This window comes from Achromobacter sp. ES-001 (assembly GCF_019448355.1).
Lineage (GTDB): Bacteria > Pseudomonadota > Gammaproteobacteria > Burkholderiales > Burkholderiaceae_B > Achromobacter > Achromobacter spanius_B.
Genome location: NZ_CP079940.1, coordinates 4,167,302 through 4,181,933, shown reverse-complemented (window position 1 = coordinate 4,181,933; position 14,632 = coordinate 4,167,302). Strand labels below are relative to the sequence as shown.

Here is a 14,632-nt window from a genome sequence, read left to right as displayed (position 1 = left end):
CGCCATGCCCAAGATCGTCTTCCTTTGGACCGACATCGCGCTGTGGCTCATGGTGCTGGGTGCGCTGGCCTATGTCTGGCACGTGCGCCGCAGCCCCAACCTGCGCGCCACCTGGGGGTGCGTTGCGCGTGACACGCCGGCGATGTGCTCGGCCGTCATTCTTGCCGCCTTCACCGTGGTGGGGCTTCTCGATTCCGTGCACTATCGGCCACAACTGCCGCCCGCGCCGGGTGCCGCCGCCGACGCCGCGCCCATCTACGCGCCCGTGGTCAAGTCGGCGCTGGACGGCTTGTTGGCCGGCACGGTGCTGACGCAGCCCGAAAGAAATTACTCGCAGCCGTTGGCAGTGAAGCTGTTCCTGAAAGAAACGATGCTGGTCAACGACAAGCCGGTGCGCGATTTTCCGCGGTTGCGCGGCGCCGCCACGCATGTGAGCGATCCGGATACCCAGCACGTGCCTGACGTGTTGAAGCGCCTGGGCTGGGGCATGGCCGGCGGCTTGGCTGTTGCGCTATTGTCCGCCGCCGTGTTGTTTGCCTTGCTGGCGCGGCGCGCGCAGTGGGCCAGGCAGGCGGCGCATATCCTGCTGGGCGGAGAGTCGGACGTGCCCTGGCGCGCCATGGTCATCACCTTTACCCTGCTGTGCCTGACGGCCGGGGCGCTGGCCGGCCTGTCCAGCGGCTACCACGCGCTGGGCACCGACCGCATCGGCAACGACGTGTTGTGGCAGGCGCTTAAAAGTATTCGCACGGCGCTTGTCATCGGCAGCCTGACCACCCTCGCCATGCTGCCGCCCGCCATCATCTTCGGCATCGCGGCCGGGTATTTCAAGGGCAAGGTCGACGACGCCATCCAGTACCTGTACACCACCATCACGTCGATTCCCGGCGTGCTGCTGGTGGCCGCCTGCGCACTGATGATGCAGGTGTATATCGACAACCATGCCGACCTTTTCGACACCTCCGTCGCCCGCGCCGACCTGCGCCTGTTCCTGCTTTGCATGATTCTTGGGCTGACCGGCTGGGCGGGCTTGTGCCGCCTGCTGCGCGCCGAAACCCTCAAGCTGCGCGAACTGGAATACGTGCAGGCGGCGCGTGCCTTTGGCGTGTCGCACTGGCGCATCATGACGCGCCACCTGCTGCCCAACGTGGCGCACCTGGTGCTGATTACGGTAGTGCTGGAATTTTCGGGGCTGGTTCTGTACGAGGCCGTGCTGTCCTACCTGGGCATCGGCGTGGACCCCAGCATGAATTCCTTTGGTTCGATGATTGACGGGGCGCGGCTGGAAATGTCCCGCGATCCCATGATCTGGTGGAGCCTGATGACCGCATTCCTGTTCATGCTGGCGCTGGTGCTGGCGGCCAACCTGTTTGCCGATGCGGTGCGGGATGCGTTCGACCCGCGCACGCGCCGCTACAAACCCAGCCGCATGGCGCGTCTGGGCGGCTGGTTTGGCCGCCGCCAGACGCTGGCCGCCGAGCCGCGCCCATCGAAGTCCGGAGAAGCCCCATGAGCCAGGATTCCATCTTGCTGGACGTGCGCGGCCTGGATGTGGACATTGCCGGGGAATCCGGCATGACGCATGCGGTCAAGCGCCTTGAGCTGGCCATTTCCCAACGCCAGACCTTCGCGCTGGTGGGTGAATCGGGCTGCGGCAAGAGCATGACGGCGCTGGCGCTGTTGCGCTTGCTGCCCGACGCGGGCCGCATCGTGGGTGGGCAGATCGACCTGGATGGCCAGGACCTGAACCGCCTGCCCGAAAGCGCGATGCGCGGCGTGCGCGGCGGCCGCATCGGCATCATTTTCCAGGAGCCGTCCACCAGCCTGAACCCGGTCATGCGCGTGGGCGACCAGATCATCGAAACGCTGACGGCGCATACGCCCCTGCGCGGCGCGGCGGCGCGCGCGCGCGCCATCGACTGGCTGCGCCGCGTGGGCATCCCCGAGCCCGAGCGCCGCGTGGACGACTACCCGTTTCAATTTTCGGGCGGGCAAAAACAGCGTGTCATGATTGCCATCGCCTTGGCGGCCGAGCCGCTGTTGTTGATCGCCGACGAACCCACTACCGCGCTGGACGTTACCGTGCAGGCGCAGGTGCTGGACTTGCTTGCGGATATCCAGCGCGAAATGGGCATGGCCGTGATGTTGATCACGCACGACCTGGCCGTGGTCAAGAACGTGGCGCATCACGTCGCCCTGATGCGTGGCGGTGAAATCGTGGAAAGCGCCAGCGCCGAAGAATTCTTCCGCGCGCCCAAGCATCCGTACGCACGGCAGTTGTTCGAAGCCATTCCCACGTTCGACAAGCGCGGCGCGCCGCTGTCCCAGCAAGGCCGCGAGGCCAGCGCGGGCAAGGCCGAGCGCGCCCGCCCACGCGCGCCCGGTAACGCGGGCGACCTGGTGCTGGACGTACAAGACCTGAAGGTGCACTACCCCGTACGCAAGGGGCCGTTGCGGCGTGTCGTGTCCTGGGTCAAGGCGGTGGACGGCGTCACCTTTACGCTGCGCGCGGGCGAGACGCTGGCCTTGCTGGGCGAGTCCGGTTGCGGCAAGACAACCACCGGCAAGGCGCTATTGCGCCTGATCGACGGCGCGCGCATTTCGGGCCGCGCCATGCTGCAAGGCAAGGACTTGCTGAGCGCCGACCACCGCACGCTGCGCGACCTGCGGCAAGACATCCAGATCGTGTTCCAGGACCCTTATGCGTCGCTGGATCCGCGCATGCGCGTGGGCGATATCCTGGATGAGGGCCTGGCATCGTTACGGCGCTCTATGAGCCCGCAAGCACGCGCCGCGCATGCCGCGCAGTTGATTGAACGCGTCGGCCTGCCGGCCAACACGCTGACGCGCTACCCGCACGAATTTTCGGGCGGGCAGCGCCAACGCATCGCCATCGCGCGGGCGCTTGCCGTCGAGCCCAAGGTCCTGATCTGCGACGAACCCACGTCCGCGCTGGACGTGTCCGTGCAGGCGCAGATCCTGGACCTGCTGCGTGAACTCCAGGACGAGCTGGGCATCGCCTACCTGTTCATCACGCATAACTTCGGCGTGGTGGAATATCTGGCGGACCGCATCGCGGTCATGGACGGTGGTCGCATCGTCGAGCTGGGCGATGCCGATACCGTGCTGCATGCGCCGCGCCAGCCACTGACCCAGCGCCTGCTTGCGGCGGTGCCGCGCTTGCAGTTCGGCTCATAAAAAACGCGCCCTGATCCGCAAGGATGCAGGGCGCGTGGCAGGCTGGCGTCCGGGCAGGACGCCAGCCGCGTCACAGCTCGTGATGGGACGTCGGCGTTTCCAGCCAGACCAGCGTGTCGTGCCGCAAGGCGCGCACGCATTGCGCCAGGAAGGCATGCACGGTTTCCAGTTCGGTGGTGTCGTAGCGTCGCGCCATCAACATTACGGCGTCGGCGACCCACTGGCGTTCCTGCGCCAGATGCTGGCACTGTTCTTCGACCGGCCGGATCACGATCATCCGGCGGTCCAGCGGGTGGCGGCCACGTTGCACATAACCTGCCGCCTCCAGCCGGTTGATCAAGGCGGTGGCGCCGCCCGAGCTGATTCCCATCAGCTGTGCCAGTTGCCCGGTGGGCAAGGCGTCGAATTCCATCACTAATTCCAGCGCTTTCAGATCCGCCAGGGGGATGCCCAGCTTGTCTGCCAGGGCCGACTGGCACGCGGCGTTGTACACCGAGAACTGTCGACCCAACATCAGGGCGATATCGTCGAGCATGCCTGGGCGCAATTCATTCGTGCGGGATTCTGGCATAACAGTCACATGCTCATGGTGGGCGATCGTTTCTTGTTGCAGCATGATTTCGCTCCTAGGCGGATCAGTTGTTTACTTCTTGGCCAAGCCGCCGAGCAAACCGCCCAGCAACCCGCCGTTGGCAGCGCCACCCGAGGTGCCGCCCGCCGTTGAACCGCCGGTCAAGCTGCTGGTGACACCACCCAGCAAACCGCCCAGCAGACCCCCGTTACTTGCCGTGCCGGCACCCGCCGCACCGCCGGCTGCCGCACCGGCCGCGCCACCCGCACTGACGCCCGCACTGGCGCCCGTACCTGTCGTCGCACCGACCGACACGCCACCCGCCACGCCGCCGAGCACGCCACCCAGCAAGCCGCCGCCGACCGCGCCGCCCGAGGCGCCGCCCGCCGATCCACCCGTGGCGCCGCCGGTCACACCACCCAGCAAGCCGCCGAGCAATCCGCCGTTGGCCGCGCCGCCCGCCGTTCCGCCCGTCGCGCCACCCACCGCACCCTTCACGCCGCCCAGCAAGCTGGTCACCGGTGCCAACAAACCGTTCACGCCGCCCGCCGCGGGCGTTCCGCCCACGCCACCGACCCCGCCGAGGATGCCGGTGATCGGGCTGAGCAGGCCGCCCGTACCGCCACCGGTCACGCCGCCCGTTATGCCGCCTGTTACGCCGCCCAGGCCCAGGGCGCCGGTCACCGACGCCACCGCGCCGGTCGCGTTGGCCAACGTGGAGCCCAGCGGATTCGTATTGCCCGGCGTGGCGTGAACCAGACCGCCCGCGCTGGCCACCGCGCCGCCCAGGCCCTGCAACACGCCGTTCAGGCCGGCGGTGTTACCCGGCAACGTACCGCCCGCGCCGGCCAGCGTGCCGCCCAGGCTGGTCAACAGCCCGGCGACGGGGGCGCCCAGCTGCGTTTTCGCGCCCACTTGCTGCGTCAGGTTGGTCACCGTGCCGGCGATCGGCGCAACGTTCATGTCCAGCGCGGCCCCAACGCCGCCCAGCGTCGGTTGCAGGCCCAGGGGCAGCACGTTGTCCACTGTTTTGCCAACATTGGACAGGGCCGGTTGCAGGACGGGGCTGGACGGGCCATCCAGCAGGCGCCCCGTCACGCCGCCCGCCAGTTGCATGACCGGATTGAGCAAGCCCCCTTGGCCACCCAGGCCGTCCGTCAGGGCGCCCACGGCGTTGGTGGCGTTGCCCAGCATCGTCGTCAGCGGCATGGGATTGGCGGGGTCCGCGTTCAGCAGATCGCCCGCGCCGCCTACGGTTTTGCCCAAACCGTCCACCAGACCACCCAGGCCGGAGCTCAAGCCTCCGGGCAGGCCGGCGCCCTTGATCGACGTGCCCAAATCGCTCACTGCGCCGCCTACTTGCGTCGTCACGCCGTCCACCGGAGCGCCCAGCCCGGTCGTGGCGCCCACTTGCTGAGTCAGCCCGACCACGGTGTTGACCACCGGTTCCACCGTGGGATCCAGTGCCTTGCCCACGCCGCCAAGCGTGGGGCCCAGATTCAGGGGCAACGTGTTGTCCACGGCGTTGCCGGTGTTGCCCAACGTCGTTTGCAGCAGGCCCGCCGTCACCGGATTGACCGGGGGATTGGGGTCGGTGCCGCCCGGAGTGCCCGGGTTGCCAGGGGTGCCGGGGTCCGTGCCACCGGGATTGGTGCCGCCCGGGTTGGTGCCACCGGGGTTCGTGCCGCCTGGGTTGGTCGGGATATCGATGCCGGGCAGGCCGGCGGTTTTCTTGCTACCACCGCTGCTTCCGCACGCGGCTAGCGCGCTGACGACAGCAGCGGCCATGACGGTGGCGGTCAAAATGCGTTGAATGCGGCTGGCTTCAATCTTGGACATCATGGCGAGCTCCTCGGGTTGGTAGGTCAGGCGTGGAAACCGCCCGGTACCGCTCTACATGCATAATCCGTGCCAAGATTTTTCAAACGGACCCACATTGCACGGGTCCACGCATTTGAGGGCTAATAAAATCCTTTGTTTTCAATGGACTGGTGTGGATTCGAGGGTTTGTACCAGGCTTGGGAATTCGTCACTTTTGCGACCACAAAAAGCCTGCGAATGTTACGAATGGCCGGTTATCCGACGTTACGTTACGGGCGACGTTACGTAACGCGGTGTTGGGAACCGGCGCAAATAAAGGTCGTTTCAGCCTGCCGCAAGCGCGCAAAAAAAAGCGCCTGTCGGAGCAGGCGCCAAAGGGGTCGGGAATGCGGTGCGTCAGAACGCGTCGTAGAACAACGAATAGTTGGCGTTAAAGCGCACGTCGCGGTCGTTATTGACCGTGGCGGATCCGATCGGCTTGGCCACGTTGAAATCGAACAGATAGTATTTATCGTCCGTGAAGCGCAGCCCCAGCGCCACGGAGGACAGGTGCCGCTGGTTCAGCGCTTGCAAGCCCTTGTTGTTGTACCAGGTGCGCGCATAGTCGATCAGCGCATAAGGCTGGACGGCCGACAGGTATTCCCAGCCTGTGCCGAAGCGCCGGTTGATTTCGGCCGATACGCCCACACCCTTGTCGCCGCTTTGTTCCCCTTGCGGGTATCCCATTGCGTAGCGCCAGCTGCCAAAAGAGATTTGCTCGGACGAGGGCAATATATTGCTGGAATATTGCGCGGCGCCTGAAAACGTCAGACCGAACTGGGCCGGCAGGGCGACGGTTTGTTTGGCGTTCAGGTTATAGCGGGCGAAATCCAGGTCCAGAATCGGCGTGGCGGAATAACCGTAATTGCTTGAGATATCCTTCTTCGCGCCCGCCGCATCAAAGCCTTTGGACACGCTGGCGGTTATGTCGGTTGTTTGGATCTCCGACAACTGTATATATCGTAATTCGATATTTGCAGCGCGTACCCGAGCGTCCTGTTGCAACCAGAGGTCGGCATTGCGCGATTCATATCGGTCTTTGGAATTGGCGGCGTACATGCCCACCGTGCCCGTCAGCGACCGCGTATTGCTCAAGAGGATCGGATAGCTGACCCCAATACCGATGCGGTCGTTCTTTACTCGGCGTTCAAACCCCAGATATTCGATCGCGTCGTCTTTGGGCTTGGCGTCATAGTGGTAACCATCCACTTTGATGGCCAACCCGTCAGGGCCGATGGGCACGCTGATTTCGCCCATTACATATTTCACGTCGTCGGTATTGAAGGGCACCGCCGCGGTCAACTTGACCTGTTCGCCCAACGGGGTAAGGCTGCTGGCGCCCACATTGACCAAGGGCTGCATACCGGTGCCCAGGTCGGCCACGCCGCCTGTCAAACTGAAAGGATGCCGGGTCGCGTTCAATACCAGTTCGGTGGCGCCATCAGCGCGGCGCGGTAAATCCAGGCTGGGCGTGAATTTCACACCTGGCACCGTGCGCATCAGGTTCAGCTGCCGCTCCAGCGTGGATTGTTTGAGCGGACGTTCCTCTTTCAGCGGGCCAGCCAAGGTGTCCAGGCGATCTTGTGCGTTACCGATATCGCCTTCGATGCGCACATTGCTGATAAACCCTTCCACCACGGTCACGACGACCAGCCCATTCGCAAATGTCTGGTTTTGTACTAGTGCAAACGAAAGGGGGTATCCCTTGTCGCGATATAGCTGCGTGATCTTATCGACCTGCTGGACCAGTTCCCCCAGGCTGATTTCCTTGCCTGACAAGGGGCTGAGTATTGCGGAAACCTCGTCGAAGGGAATCGCGTGCACGCCGCTGACATCGAAATTGCGCGGCACGATGCGTTGGGCCAACCGCGCCTGCAATGCCAGTTGCTCGGGGGTTGCCGTCTGCACGACGGGGGGCGGTTGTGTGGCGCCCGGCGGCCTTTCCAGCTGCGGGACCGCGTCGACGGGGTTGCCTCGCAAAGGGCCGTCGGCGCGCGCGGGGGCGCCAAAGAAAACCGTACAGATCAGGGCGAGGGTAAGCGAACTTGCCGGGTACGTACGTCTCATTGCCTAGTGTGTCTCTGTTTCTACCAACACCGTCCCGATGAGTATTCGATATTGCGGGAATACTGAATAAAAATGGGGACGCAGTATTGTAAAAGGTGCTTCAGCGCGTCGTAGGCAATATGGTGCCAGCGGACGGAGTTAACAACAAATTATTTCATTGTGACCAGTCGGGAACGGCAGGATTACAACATATTGAGATTCTCATGAAAGAAAATATTTAAGTTTTATAAGGGTTAACTAGGGGATTTTTATTAAGTTCACCCTAGTTTTGCTGTATTGGTTACATGTCGGTGGGCGTCGGGATGTGAATATACGTGTAAACCCTGATGTGTATTAAATGTTAATAGATAAGACTATATAAACGTTTCAAAACACATCGGTTATGAGCCACCGGGAGTCCACGAGATGGGCACGCATCACCCTAGTAATCATTGGCGCGATCAACCGATCCCGCTTTGCCTATTGCCGCTGTTTCACCGGGGCCGTTCATGAACCCGGGCGATATTGTTCCGCTCTCGTTCAACGGCGGCCTGGTCGCCCTGTCGTTTCTGACAGCGGTACTGGGCTCGTACGTCGCCTTGCTGGCGGCGGCGGGCATTCGCACAGAAACCCAGGACGGCGACCTGCGCATCGGTTACATCATCATCGGCGCGGTAGCCATGGGCGGCGTGGGCATCTGGAGCATGCACTTCATTGGCATGCAGGCGCAGAACTTGCCGTTTGATGTCGGTTATCAAGTTGGCCTGACCATACTGAGTTTCTTCGTTGCCGCCGGGTTTTCCGGCTGGGCCTTCTGGTATGTCGGCCGCGAACGCTTCACCTTTGGCCGATGCCTGGTGGGTGGCATGGCCGCCGGCCTGGGCGTGGCCGCGATGCACTACCTGGGCATGGGCGCGATGCGCATGCCGGCCGTGCTGCTGTGGAATCTGCCCATTGTCGTTTTATCGGTGCTTATCGCCGTAATTGCCGCTTCGGCCGCGCTCTGGCTGGCGTTCAATACCCAGAACGAGTTTCAACGAGGCGGCGCGGCCATTTTGATGGCAGTGGCCGTTTGCGGCATGCATTACACCGGCGCGGCGGCCGGCACGGTTATCTGCTCGGCCCCCCGCGAGGCGTCCAGCCTGCAAATCGGCGGGGTGATGCTGCCGTATATCGCGTTTGTGTTGTCGGCGCTCATGTTGCTGATCATGCGTTGGCAGCTGCAACGCGCGTCGACCCGTTTCCGTTCGCGCATGGCGCAGCGTATCGACTCGTTTATTGAATCGGCGCCTGTGGCTGAACCAGGCAAGGCGCCCGGCTCCACATTGGGGCCGGGCTAGCAGGGCCCGGTATGCGTTCGGATGCTTTTCATTCGGACGCGAGAAATACCGGCAATAGGGGGTCGGCACCGCCACGCGGATCGGCTCAATTATCAATCGAGTGTTAGGAGCTCGACATGAAAGCGAAACTTGCGCAGTTCTGGAACGACGAAGACGGCATCACCGCCCTGGAATACGGGTTGATCGCGGGTCTGGTGGCGGTGGCCCTCATCGCTGCCGTGGGGACTTTCACCGACGCCCTGGGCACCATGTTCACGGGACTCGGCACCAAGCTCAATACCGCAGGCGGGGGTTGATGCCCTAGCGCGCTAACGCGTACCGCGATGACCCAATGTGTCGGGGCATCGCGGTACGTGGCTGAAGTCCGAGATTGTTTGCTTGACACGGGTTGCGCTCTTCTGGACGAGCCGGCCTGCCGTTGAATCTGCTTGATCAGAAGGTCCTGCCTTGTATCCAGGGGAAGTGCTGTGGCTGCTGTTGTTCGCATGCTGGAACGTGGTGCTGATCTACAACGATCTGCGCTATCGCCGCGTACCCAACACGTTGATCGTGGTGGGCTTCGTGGCGCAGCTGCTTTGGCTGCTGGCCGCCGCCTTCGTGCCTGGATGGACGTATCCGCCGCGCTGGACCGGGTGGTTGATGTGTGGGGCAGGGTTTTTGGCGGCCCTGCTGTTCTTGCCGCTTTGGGGCCGGCGCCTCATGGGCGCGGGCGACGTCAAGGCAATCGCCATCCTGGGGCTGTGGCTGGGTCTGGCGCCGCTGATCCTGGTGATGGTGCTGGCCAGTCTGCTGGCCGGCGTGCACGCGCTGGCGTATGTGGTGGTGTCGCGCTATTGGGCGGTGTCGCACCGGCTGCGTCAAATTCCGTATGCCATGTATCTGGGTATCGCCGCGCTCAGCGTGGTTCTTATGCCCTTGAATTCGCCCTGGTATTCGTGGTGTTCTTCCTGGTGCTCTACGGCATCCTGACCTACGGGCTGGTGTTTCTTGCGCAGAATTCCGTCACGCTGGCCGCACAGGACGGCGCCCGCAAAGTCCTGCAATGGCAGGCGGGCACCACGTCGCTGGCCGCGCGCGCCAACGCAGGCCGCGACACCGCACTGAATATCGCATCCTGGATGGCTTCCATGTCAGCCGCGCCGATCAAGGTTGCGGTCTGCGGCAGCGGCGGCGCCTTGAGCAGCAGCGCGGGCGGCACGTGCAGCGGTCAGCCGCTGGCCGCCGACCAGATCGAAGTGACGGTGTCGTATGCCTACGGCGCGCATCCGTTGATCCCCTCGTTTCCGCTGTTGCAGACGATGTTGATGCCGTCCACCAGTGTGCTCAGCGCGCGCGCCACGGTTCATCTTGGCAACACGCTGGGCGTGGGAGGCTGACATGGCACTCCCACGAACCCGTTTTGCGCCAGCGCTGCACCAACGCGGCATTGCCGCGCTTGAACTGTCGCTGACGCTGACCATGCTGCTGATCTTCATCTGCGCCGTGGTGGGCTACGGCGTGTTGTTCTGGATGCAGCAACAGTTGGCAGCCGCCGCCGGAGAGGGCGCCCGCGCCGCCGTGTACGCGCAGATCAGCGGCAGCGCCAACGTGCAGGGCGATGCCTGCTCGGCCGCCATGAGTGTTTTCTCGACCGGCTCGGCGGTGGCATGCGCGACCACGCGCGCGCCGTGCGCCTGGGCCGGGTCCGGCGGCGAAGTCGCCAATTGCGCCACCGTCGCCATGACCTACAACACCCAGTCCTGGCCGCTGCTGGCCACATTGCAATCGTTCATCGTCATGCTGCCCGGCACGAACAAGAACTGGGTACCGAGCAGGTTGTCGTCGAAAGCCATCGTGCAGATATCGCAAGGGACACCATGAGCAGTATTAGCAAGATCATTGCGGGCGTGTTGTTGGTGGCGGGCCTGGTGCTGGCCTTCCTGGCGTGGCGCCTGGCGTCGCATTCCGGTCCTCCGCCCGCCAATCCGTCACCGGTCGCCACCGCGCCGGCAGCGACGCCCGCGCCGCAAGTGGCCTTGCACGATGTTGTCGTGGCCAAGGAAGCCATTGCCGCCGGCACGCGCATCGACGCCGCCAAAATGCTGACCGTCGCGCAATGGCAGGTGGCGCTTTCCAACAGCTTCAACACCCCGGCACCGCTGGAAGGCGCCGTGGCGCGCGTGGACATCGCAGCGGGTGACCCCATCGTTCCCAGCCTGCTGGCGCAGGGCCTTGCCAAGCAGCTCAAGCCCGGCGAACGGGCTGTCGCCATCGCGGTCGACGAAGTGGTCGGCGGCGGCAACCGCATTGCGCCCGGCGACCTGGTGGATGTGTTCTTCATGGTGGAAAAAGGCCAGGAAATCTCCGGCGGCCAGGCGCGCCTGCTGCAATCGCAGCTGCGCGTGCTGGCCTTTGGCAAAAGCTCGGTGGACGGTCCCGAAGAAAAATCCGTGCTGCAACAAGGCCCCGGGCAGCCGGCGCGCACCGCGGTGCTTGCGGTGCCGGTCGAACAGATCAATGAACTGATCCTGGCCAGCCGCGCCGGCCGTCTGCAACTGGCGTTGCGGCCCGTCGGCGATGACGCCGTGCCGGACGCCACGCTGTTCGCCAAGCGCGGCACGGTGTTGCCCACCCGCGCCGACCTCACCCCCGCGCAGCGTGAAGCCTTGCTGACCGGCCCAAACCGCGCCTTTGCGGGCGACAGCCTGGTGCAGCTTGAAGGCGCCACACCCGCGGCGCGAGCGCCCGCCAACCGCGTGTCGGCGCCCACTGCCGGCAGTGGCGGCGGCGGGGGCCGTACCGTTGAAATCGTGCGGGGAGACAAATCCGAGCGCGTTCGTTATTGAACTTGGCTGCGCGTGGCAGGTGCCGCCGCGGCTGGACCATTAGAAGCAACCAGATCCAGCACATGAAAAGATATCAGCGCACCACCATGATCTGCGTCCTGTCGGCCGCAGCGGCGATGACATACGGTGCCGTAAGCCTGGCCCAGGGCGCCGCGCCCTCGGCGGCGGCGAACGCACCGGTCCGTGATATCGCGGTGGCCGTCAAAGGCCAGCAATCGCTGATGCTTGACGGCGCCGCGCCCAGTCGCATTGCCATCGGCGACCCCGAGGTCGCCGACGTGAAAATCCTGCCGGCCTCCGGCAAGCGCGCGGGCTCGCTGCTGTTGTACGGCAAGAAGGCGGGCACCACGCAGTTGCAGATATGGACGGGCAACAGCCCCACGCCGCAGATCTGGAACGTGCGCGTGGCTACGTCGGTGCAGGCGGCGTTGGCCAGCCGCGGCATTCAGGGCGGCCCCAACATCGACATCGCGGGCGAGCACGCGGTGGTGTCCGGCTACGCCGAAACCCCGCTGGCGCAGATCGCCGCCGCCAAGGCAGCCGCCGCGGCAGTGGGCGACAAGAACGTCGTGGACGTGTCCTCGGCCGGCGCGGGCGGCGTCGTGCAGGTCGAAGTCAAGGTCGTGGAAGTGTCGCGCTCCGTGATGAAGCAGGCGGGCATCAACTTTGCCGCCAGCAACGGCCCGTGGACCGGCACCAGCGCCACGTCGCCGTCGGGGCTGGGGGCGCCGCTGGGCTTCACGCCGGGCGGCGCGATCGCCTCGGGCTTCTCGCTGTTCTATGACTCCAACAACTTCTCGGCGCGGCTGCGCCTGTTGCAAAGCAACGGCATGGCGCGCGTGCTGGCCGAGCCCACGCTGGTCGCGCTGACCGGCCAAAGCGCCAGCTTCCTGGCGGGCGGCGAGCTGCCGATTCCCGAAGCCGGCGGCCTGGGCACCACGACGGTGACTTTCAAGCCGTTCGGTATCGGCCTGACGGTCACGCCCACCGTGCTGTCGCGCGAACGCATCTCGTTGAAGGTGGCGCCCGAAGCCAGCGAGCTCGACTACAGCAACGGCATCGCCATCAACACCAGCAACGACTCCAGCACCATCATCCCCGCGCTGCGCACGCGGCGCGCGGACACCACGGTCGAACTGGGCGACGGCGAGAGCTTCGTGATCAGCGGCCTGGTGTCGCGCCAGACCAAGGCGATGGTCAACAAGGTGCCCATGCTGGGCGACCTGCCGATCATCGGCGCGTTCTTTCGCAGCGTGGACTACTCGCAAGAGGACACGGAACTGGTCATCGTCGTGACGCCGCGCCTGGTGCGCCCGATTGCGCGCGGCGTGACGCTGCCGCTGCCAGGCGGCCGTCAAGAAACAGCAGATTCAACTTTCAATGCCTGGGGCTATTACCTGATGGGCCCGGTAGGCGGGCAGCAAATGCCGGGCTTTTCACGGTGAGCAATATGAAGACACATGCCAGCGAGTGGGTTGGCCTGCAAAACGGCAAGCGGTTCCTGTTTTGCTCAAAGGGCGATGGCGTCGCCGCGCAGCTTGGACAAGCTTTGGGAGACATGGGCATGTTGACCCAGGAATCCCCAAGCATCGAAGAGTTGGCGCGGCGATTGACCGAGATCGGACCGCAAGTGGTTTTCCTGGACTTCACGCTCAGTGAGGACGAACCCGGAAAGCTGTTCAAATCCGCCGAGCTGGCACGCTTGCTGGCGCGTATCGCGCCGACCGTGCCGCGTGTGGCGGTCGGTTTTCTCAGCCAGCCTGAAGGCGCCATCGCGGCGCTGCGTGCGGGCGTCAGCGATTTCGTGGACCCCACGGTCGCACCCGAGGAAGTCAAGGAAGTGGTGCTGCGCCTGCTTGACGTGCCGGCCAGTGGTGGCCGCATGGACGGCTCGCGTCGCAGCGTCCTGTTGCTGGGCGCGCGTCCGGGCGTGGGGACCAGCACGCTGGCCGTGCATCTGGCCGGCATGGTGCAAGACCGCTTGAAGCAGGCGCACCTTGCGCGCGCCAGCGCCAACGGCGCCAAGCCCGTCAAGCCGGCCGAACAATCGGGCGCCATGCTGCCCCTGGCCAGCCGCGTGGCCTTGATGGACCTGGGCTGGCCGGTGGGCGATTGCCAGCTTTACCTGAACATCGGTAGCGACTTTGATTTTGCGGAAGCCGCGCGCAACCTGCGCCGGCTGGATTCCACCTTGTTGGGTTCGGCGATGGCCCACACCAACAACGGTCTGAGCGTGTTGGCGCTGCCGCGCGATCTATCCCAGATGCGCGACGTTTCGCAATCCGACTCCCTGCTGGTGTTCGAGCGCTTGCGCCAACACTTCGGCGTGGTCGTAGCGGATGCGGGCGGGTTCTCCAACCCGGAATTCGTGGCGGGCCTGGCTCGCTCGTCTCAACAGAACTGGATTGTGACCGACCAGAGCGTCGGGGCGTTGGTGTCGCTGGCCGGCCTGCTGCAAGAGCTGGAGCAACTGCATGTTGACCGCCGCAGCCTGGGCCTGATCGTCAACCGCTACGACGAACGCTACGGCATGACCGCGCAGCAGATTGCCGACCGCTTCCAACTGGATCTGGTGGGCACGTTGCCGGACCGCACGCTGGCCCTGATGGTCTGCACCAACCAGGGTCACCTGCTGCATGAAGAGGCCGAGCGCGACGTGTATGTGCGCGCGGTGCAGACGCTGGCGGAAAAACTCAGCGCGGAAGAGAACACCCCCGGCGGGCGGGCTAGCTGGCTGGCCACATGGCTGCCCGGTGTGCACCGCCGCATGATCGTCGGTTAACGGCAAGCTT

The 14,632-nt window shown here is 64.6% G+C and carries 13 protein-coding genes; 10 read left to right on the top strand and 3 right to left on the bottom strand.

All coding sequences use genetic code 11. The features are described from left to right. Positions 1–4: 4 nt before the first annotated feature. Positions 5–1,513, top strand: coding sequence for an ABC transporter permease (locus KYT87_RS18765; protein WP_219990570.1), 1,509 nt, complete (start codon positions 5–7; stop codon positions 1,511–1,513). Next, on the top strand, positions 1,510–3,198 hold the full coding sequence (locus KYT87_RS18760) for an ABC transporter ATP-binding protein (RefSeq protein ID WP_219990569.1): 1,689 nt from the start codon (positions 1,510–1,512) through the stop codon (positions 3,196–3,198). Before KYT87_RS18765 ends, KYT87_RS18760 begins: the two co-directional genes overlap by 4 nt. A gap of 70 nt (positions 3,199–3,268) precedes the next feature. Here the strand turns inward: KYT87_RS18760 and KYT87_RS18755 are convergent, their stop codons facing one another. The 3 genes from KYT87_RS18755 to KYT87_RS18745 form a co-directional block, all read right to left on the bottom strand. Then, positions 3,269–3,814, bottom strand: coding sequence for a MarR family winged helix-turn-helix transcriptional regulator (locus tag KYT87_RS18755; protein ID WP_046804094.1), 546 nt, complete (start codon positions 3,812–3,814; stop codon positions 3,269–3,271). Positions 3,815–3,841: 27 nt separating this feature from the next. Then, complete coding sequence (locus KYT87_RS18750) at positions 3,842–5,611, bottom strand: collagen-like triple helix repeat-containing protein (RefSeq protein ID WP_219990568.1); 1,770 nt, start codon at positions 5,609–5,611, stop codon at positions 3,842–3,844. Positions 5,612–5,986: 375 nt separating this feature from the next. Beyond that, positions 5,987–7,696: a ShlB/FhaC/HecB family hemolysin secretion/activation protein gene (locus tag KYT87_RS18745; protein ID WP_219990567.1), complete on the bottom strand. Its 1,710-nt coding sequence runs from the start codon at positions 7,694–7,696 to the stop codon at positions 5,987–5,989. 488 nt (positions 7,697–8,184) lie between these two features. Here KYT87_RS18745 and KYT87_RS18740 point away from each other — a divergent pair, with 488 nt between their 5' ends. The 8 genes from KYT87_RS18740 (at position 8,185) to KYT87_RS18705 (ending at position 14,622) form a co-directional block, all read left to right on the top strand. Continuing rightward, a complete protein-coding gene (locus KYT87_RS18740; RefSeq protein WP_046804091.1) occupies positions 8,185–9,015 on the top strand; it encodes an MHYT domain-containing protein in 831 nt (276 codons plus the stop codon). Between the two features lie 116 nt (positions 9,016–9,131). After that, a complete protein-coding gene (locus KYT87_RS18735; RefSeq protein ID WP_046804090.1) occupies positions 9,132–9,311 on the top strand; it encodes a Flp family type IVb pilin in 180 nt (59 codons plus the stop codon). A gap of 151 nt (positions 9,312–9,462) precedes the next feature. Next, positions 9,463–9,984: a prepilin peptidase gene (locus KYT87_RS18730; RefSeq protein WP_046804089.1), complete on the top strand. Its 522-nt coding sequence runs from the start codon at positions 9,463–9,465 to the stop codon at positions 9,982–9,984. Continuing rightward, the gene (locus tag KYT87_RS18725; protein ID WP_370512734.1) at positions 9,954–10,391 is read left to right on the top strand and encodes a TadE/TadG family type IV pilus assembly protein; all 438 of its coding nucleotides are present in this window, start codon (positions 9,954–9,956) and stop codon (positions 10,389–10,391) included. The genes KYT87_RS18730 and KYT87_RS18725 overlap by 31 nt, the downstream gene beginning before the upstream one ends. Position 10,392: 1 nt before the next feature. Further along, positions 10,393–10,875 carry a TadE/TadG family type IV pilus assembly protein gene (locus KYT87_RS18720; RefSeq protein ID WP_219990566.1) on the top strand — a complete coding sequence of 161 codons (483 nt, stop codon included), beginning with the start codon at positions 10,393–10,395 and terminating at the stop codon, positions 10,873–10,875. Beyond that, on the top strand, positions 10,872–11,840 hold the full coding sequence (cpaB, locus tag KYT87_RS18715) for a Flp pilus assembly protein CpaB (RefSeq protein WP_219990565.1): 969 nt from the start codon (positions 10,872–10,874) through the stop codon (positions 11,838–11,840). Before KYT87_RS18720 ends, cpaB begins: the two co-directional genes overlap by 4 nt. Positions 11,841–11,902: 62 nt before the next feature. Beyond that, on the top strand, positions 11,903–13,285 hold the full coding sequence (locus KYT87_RS18710) for a type II and III secretion system protein family protein (RefSeq protein ID WP_219990564.1): 1,383 nt from the start codon (positions 11,903–11,905) through the stop codon (positions 13,283–13,285). Next, on the top strand, positions 13,282–14,622 hold the full coding sequence (locus KYT87_RS18705) for a MinD/ParA family protein (protein ID WP_046804085.1): 1,341 nt from the start codon (positions 13,282–13,284) through the stop codon (positions 14,620–14,622). The genes KYT87_RS18710 and KYT87_RS18705 overlap by 4 nt, the downstream gene beginning before the upstream one ends. Positions 14,623–14,632 lie beyond the last annotated feature (10 nt).

Bases quoted from the DNA above. Each gene is read 5' to 3' on its own strand.
- KYT87_RS18710 (WP_219990564.1), top strand. From the start codon at position 11,903: ATGAAAAGATATCAGCGCACCACCATGATCTGCGTCCTGTCGGCCGCA.
- KYT87_RS18745 (WP_219990567.1), bottom strand. From the start codon at position 7,696: ATGAGACGTACGTACCCGGCAAGTTCGCTTACCCTCGCCCTGATCTGT.
- KYT87_RS18760 (WP_219990569.1), top strand. From the start codon at position 1,510: ATGAGCCAGGATTCCATCTTGCTGGACGTGCGCGGCCTGGATGTGGAC.
- KYT87_RS18735 (WP_046804090.1), top strand. From the start codon at position 9,132: ATGAAAGCGAAACTTGCGCAGTTCTGGAACGACGAAGACGGCATCACC.
- KYT87_RS18750 (WP_219990568.1), bottom strand. From the start codon at position 5,611: ATGATGTCCAAGATTGAAGCCAGCCGCATTCAACGCATTTTGACCGCC.
- KYT87_RS18755 (WP_046804094.1), bottom strand. From the start codon at position 3,814: ATGCTGCAACAAGAAACGATCGCCCACCATGAGCATGTGACTGTTATG.
- cpaB (WP_219990565.1), top strand. From the start codon at position 10,872: ATGAGCAGTATTAGCAAGATCATTGCGGGCGTGTTGTTGGTGGCGGGC.
- KYT87_RS18740 (WP_046804091.1), top strand. From the start codon at position 8,185: ATGAACCCGGGCGATATTGTTCCGCTCTCGTTCAACGGCGGCCTGGTC.
- KYT87_RS18765 (WP_219990570.1), top strand. From the start codon at position 5: ATGCCCAAGATCGTCTTCCTTTGGACCGACATCGCGCTGTGGCTCATG.
- KYT87_RS18720 (WP_219990566.1), top strand. From the start codon at position 10,393: ATGGCACTCCCACGAACCCGTTTTGCGCCAGCGCTGCACCAACGCGGC.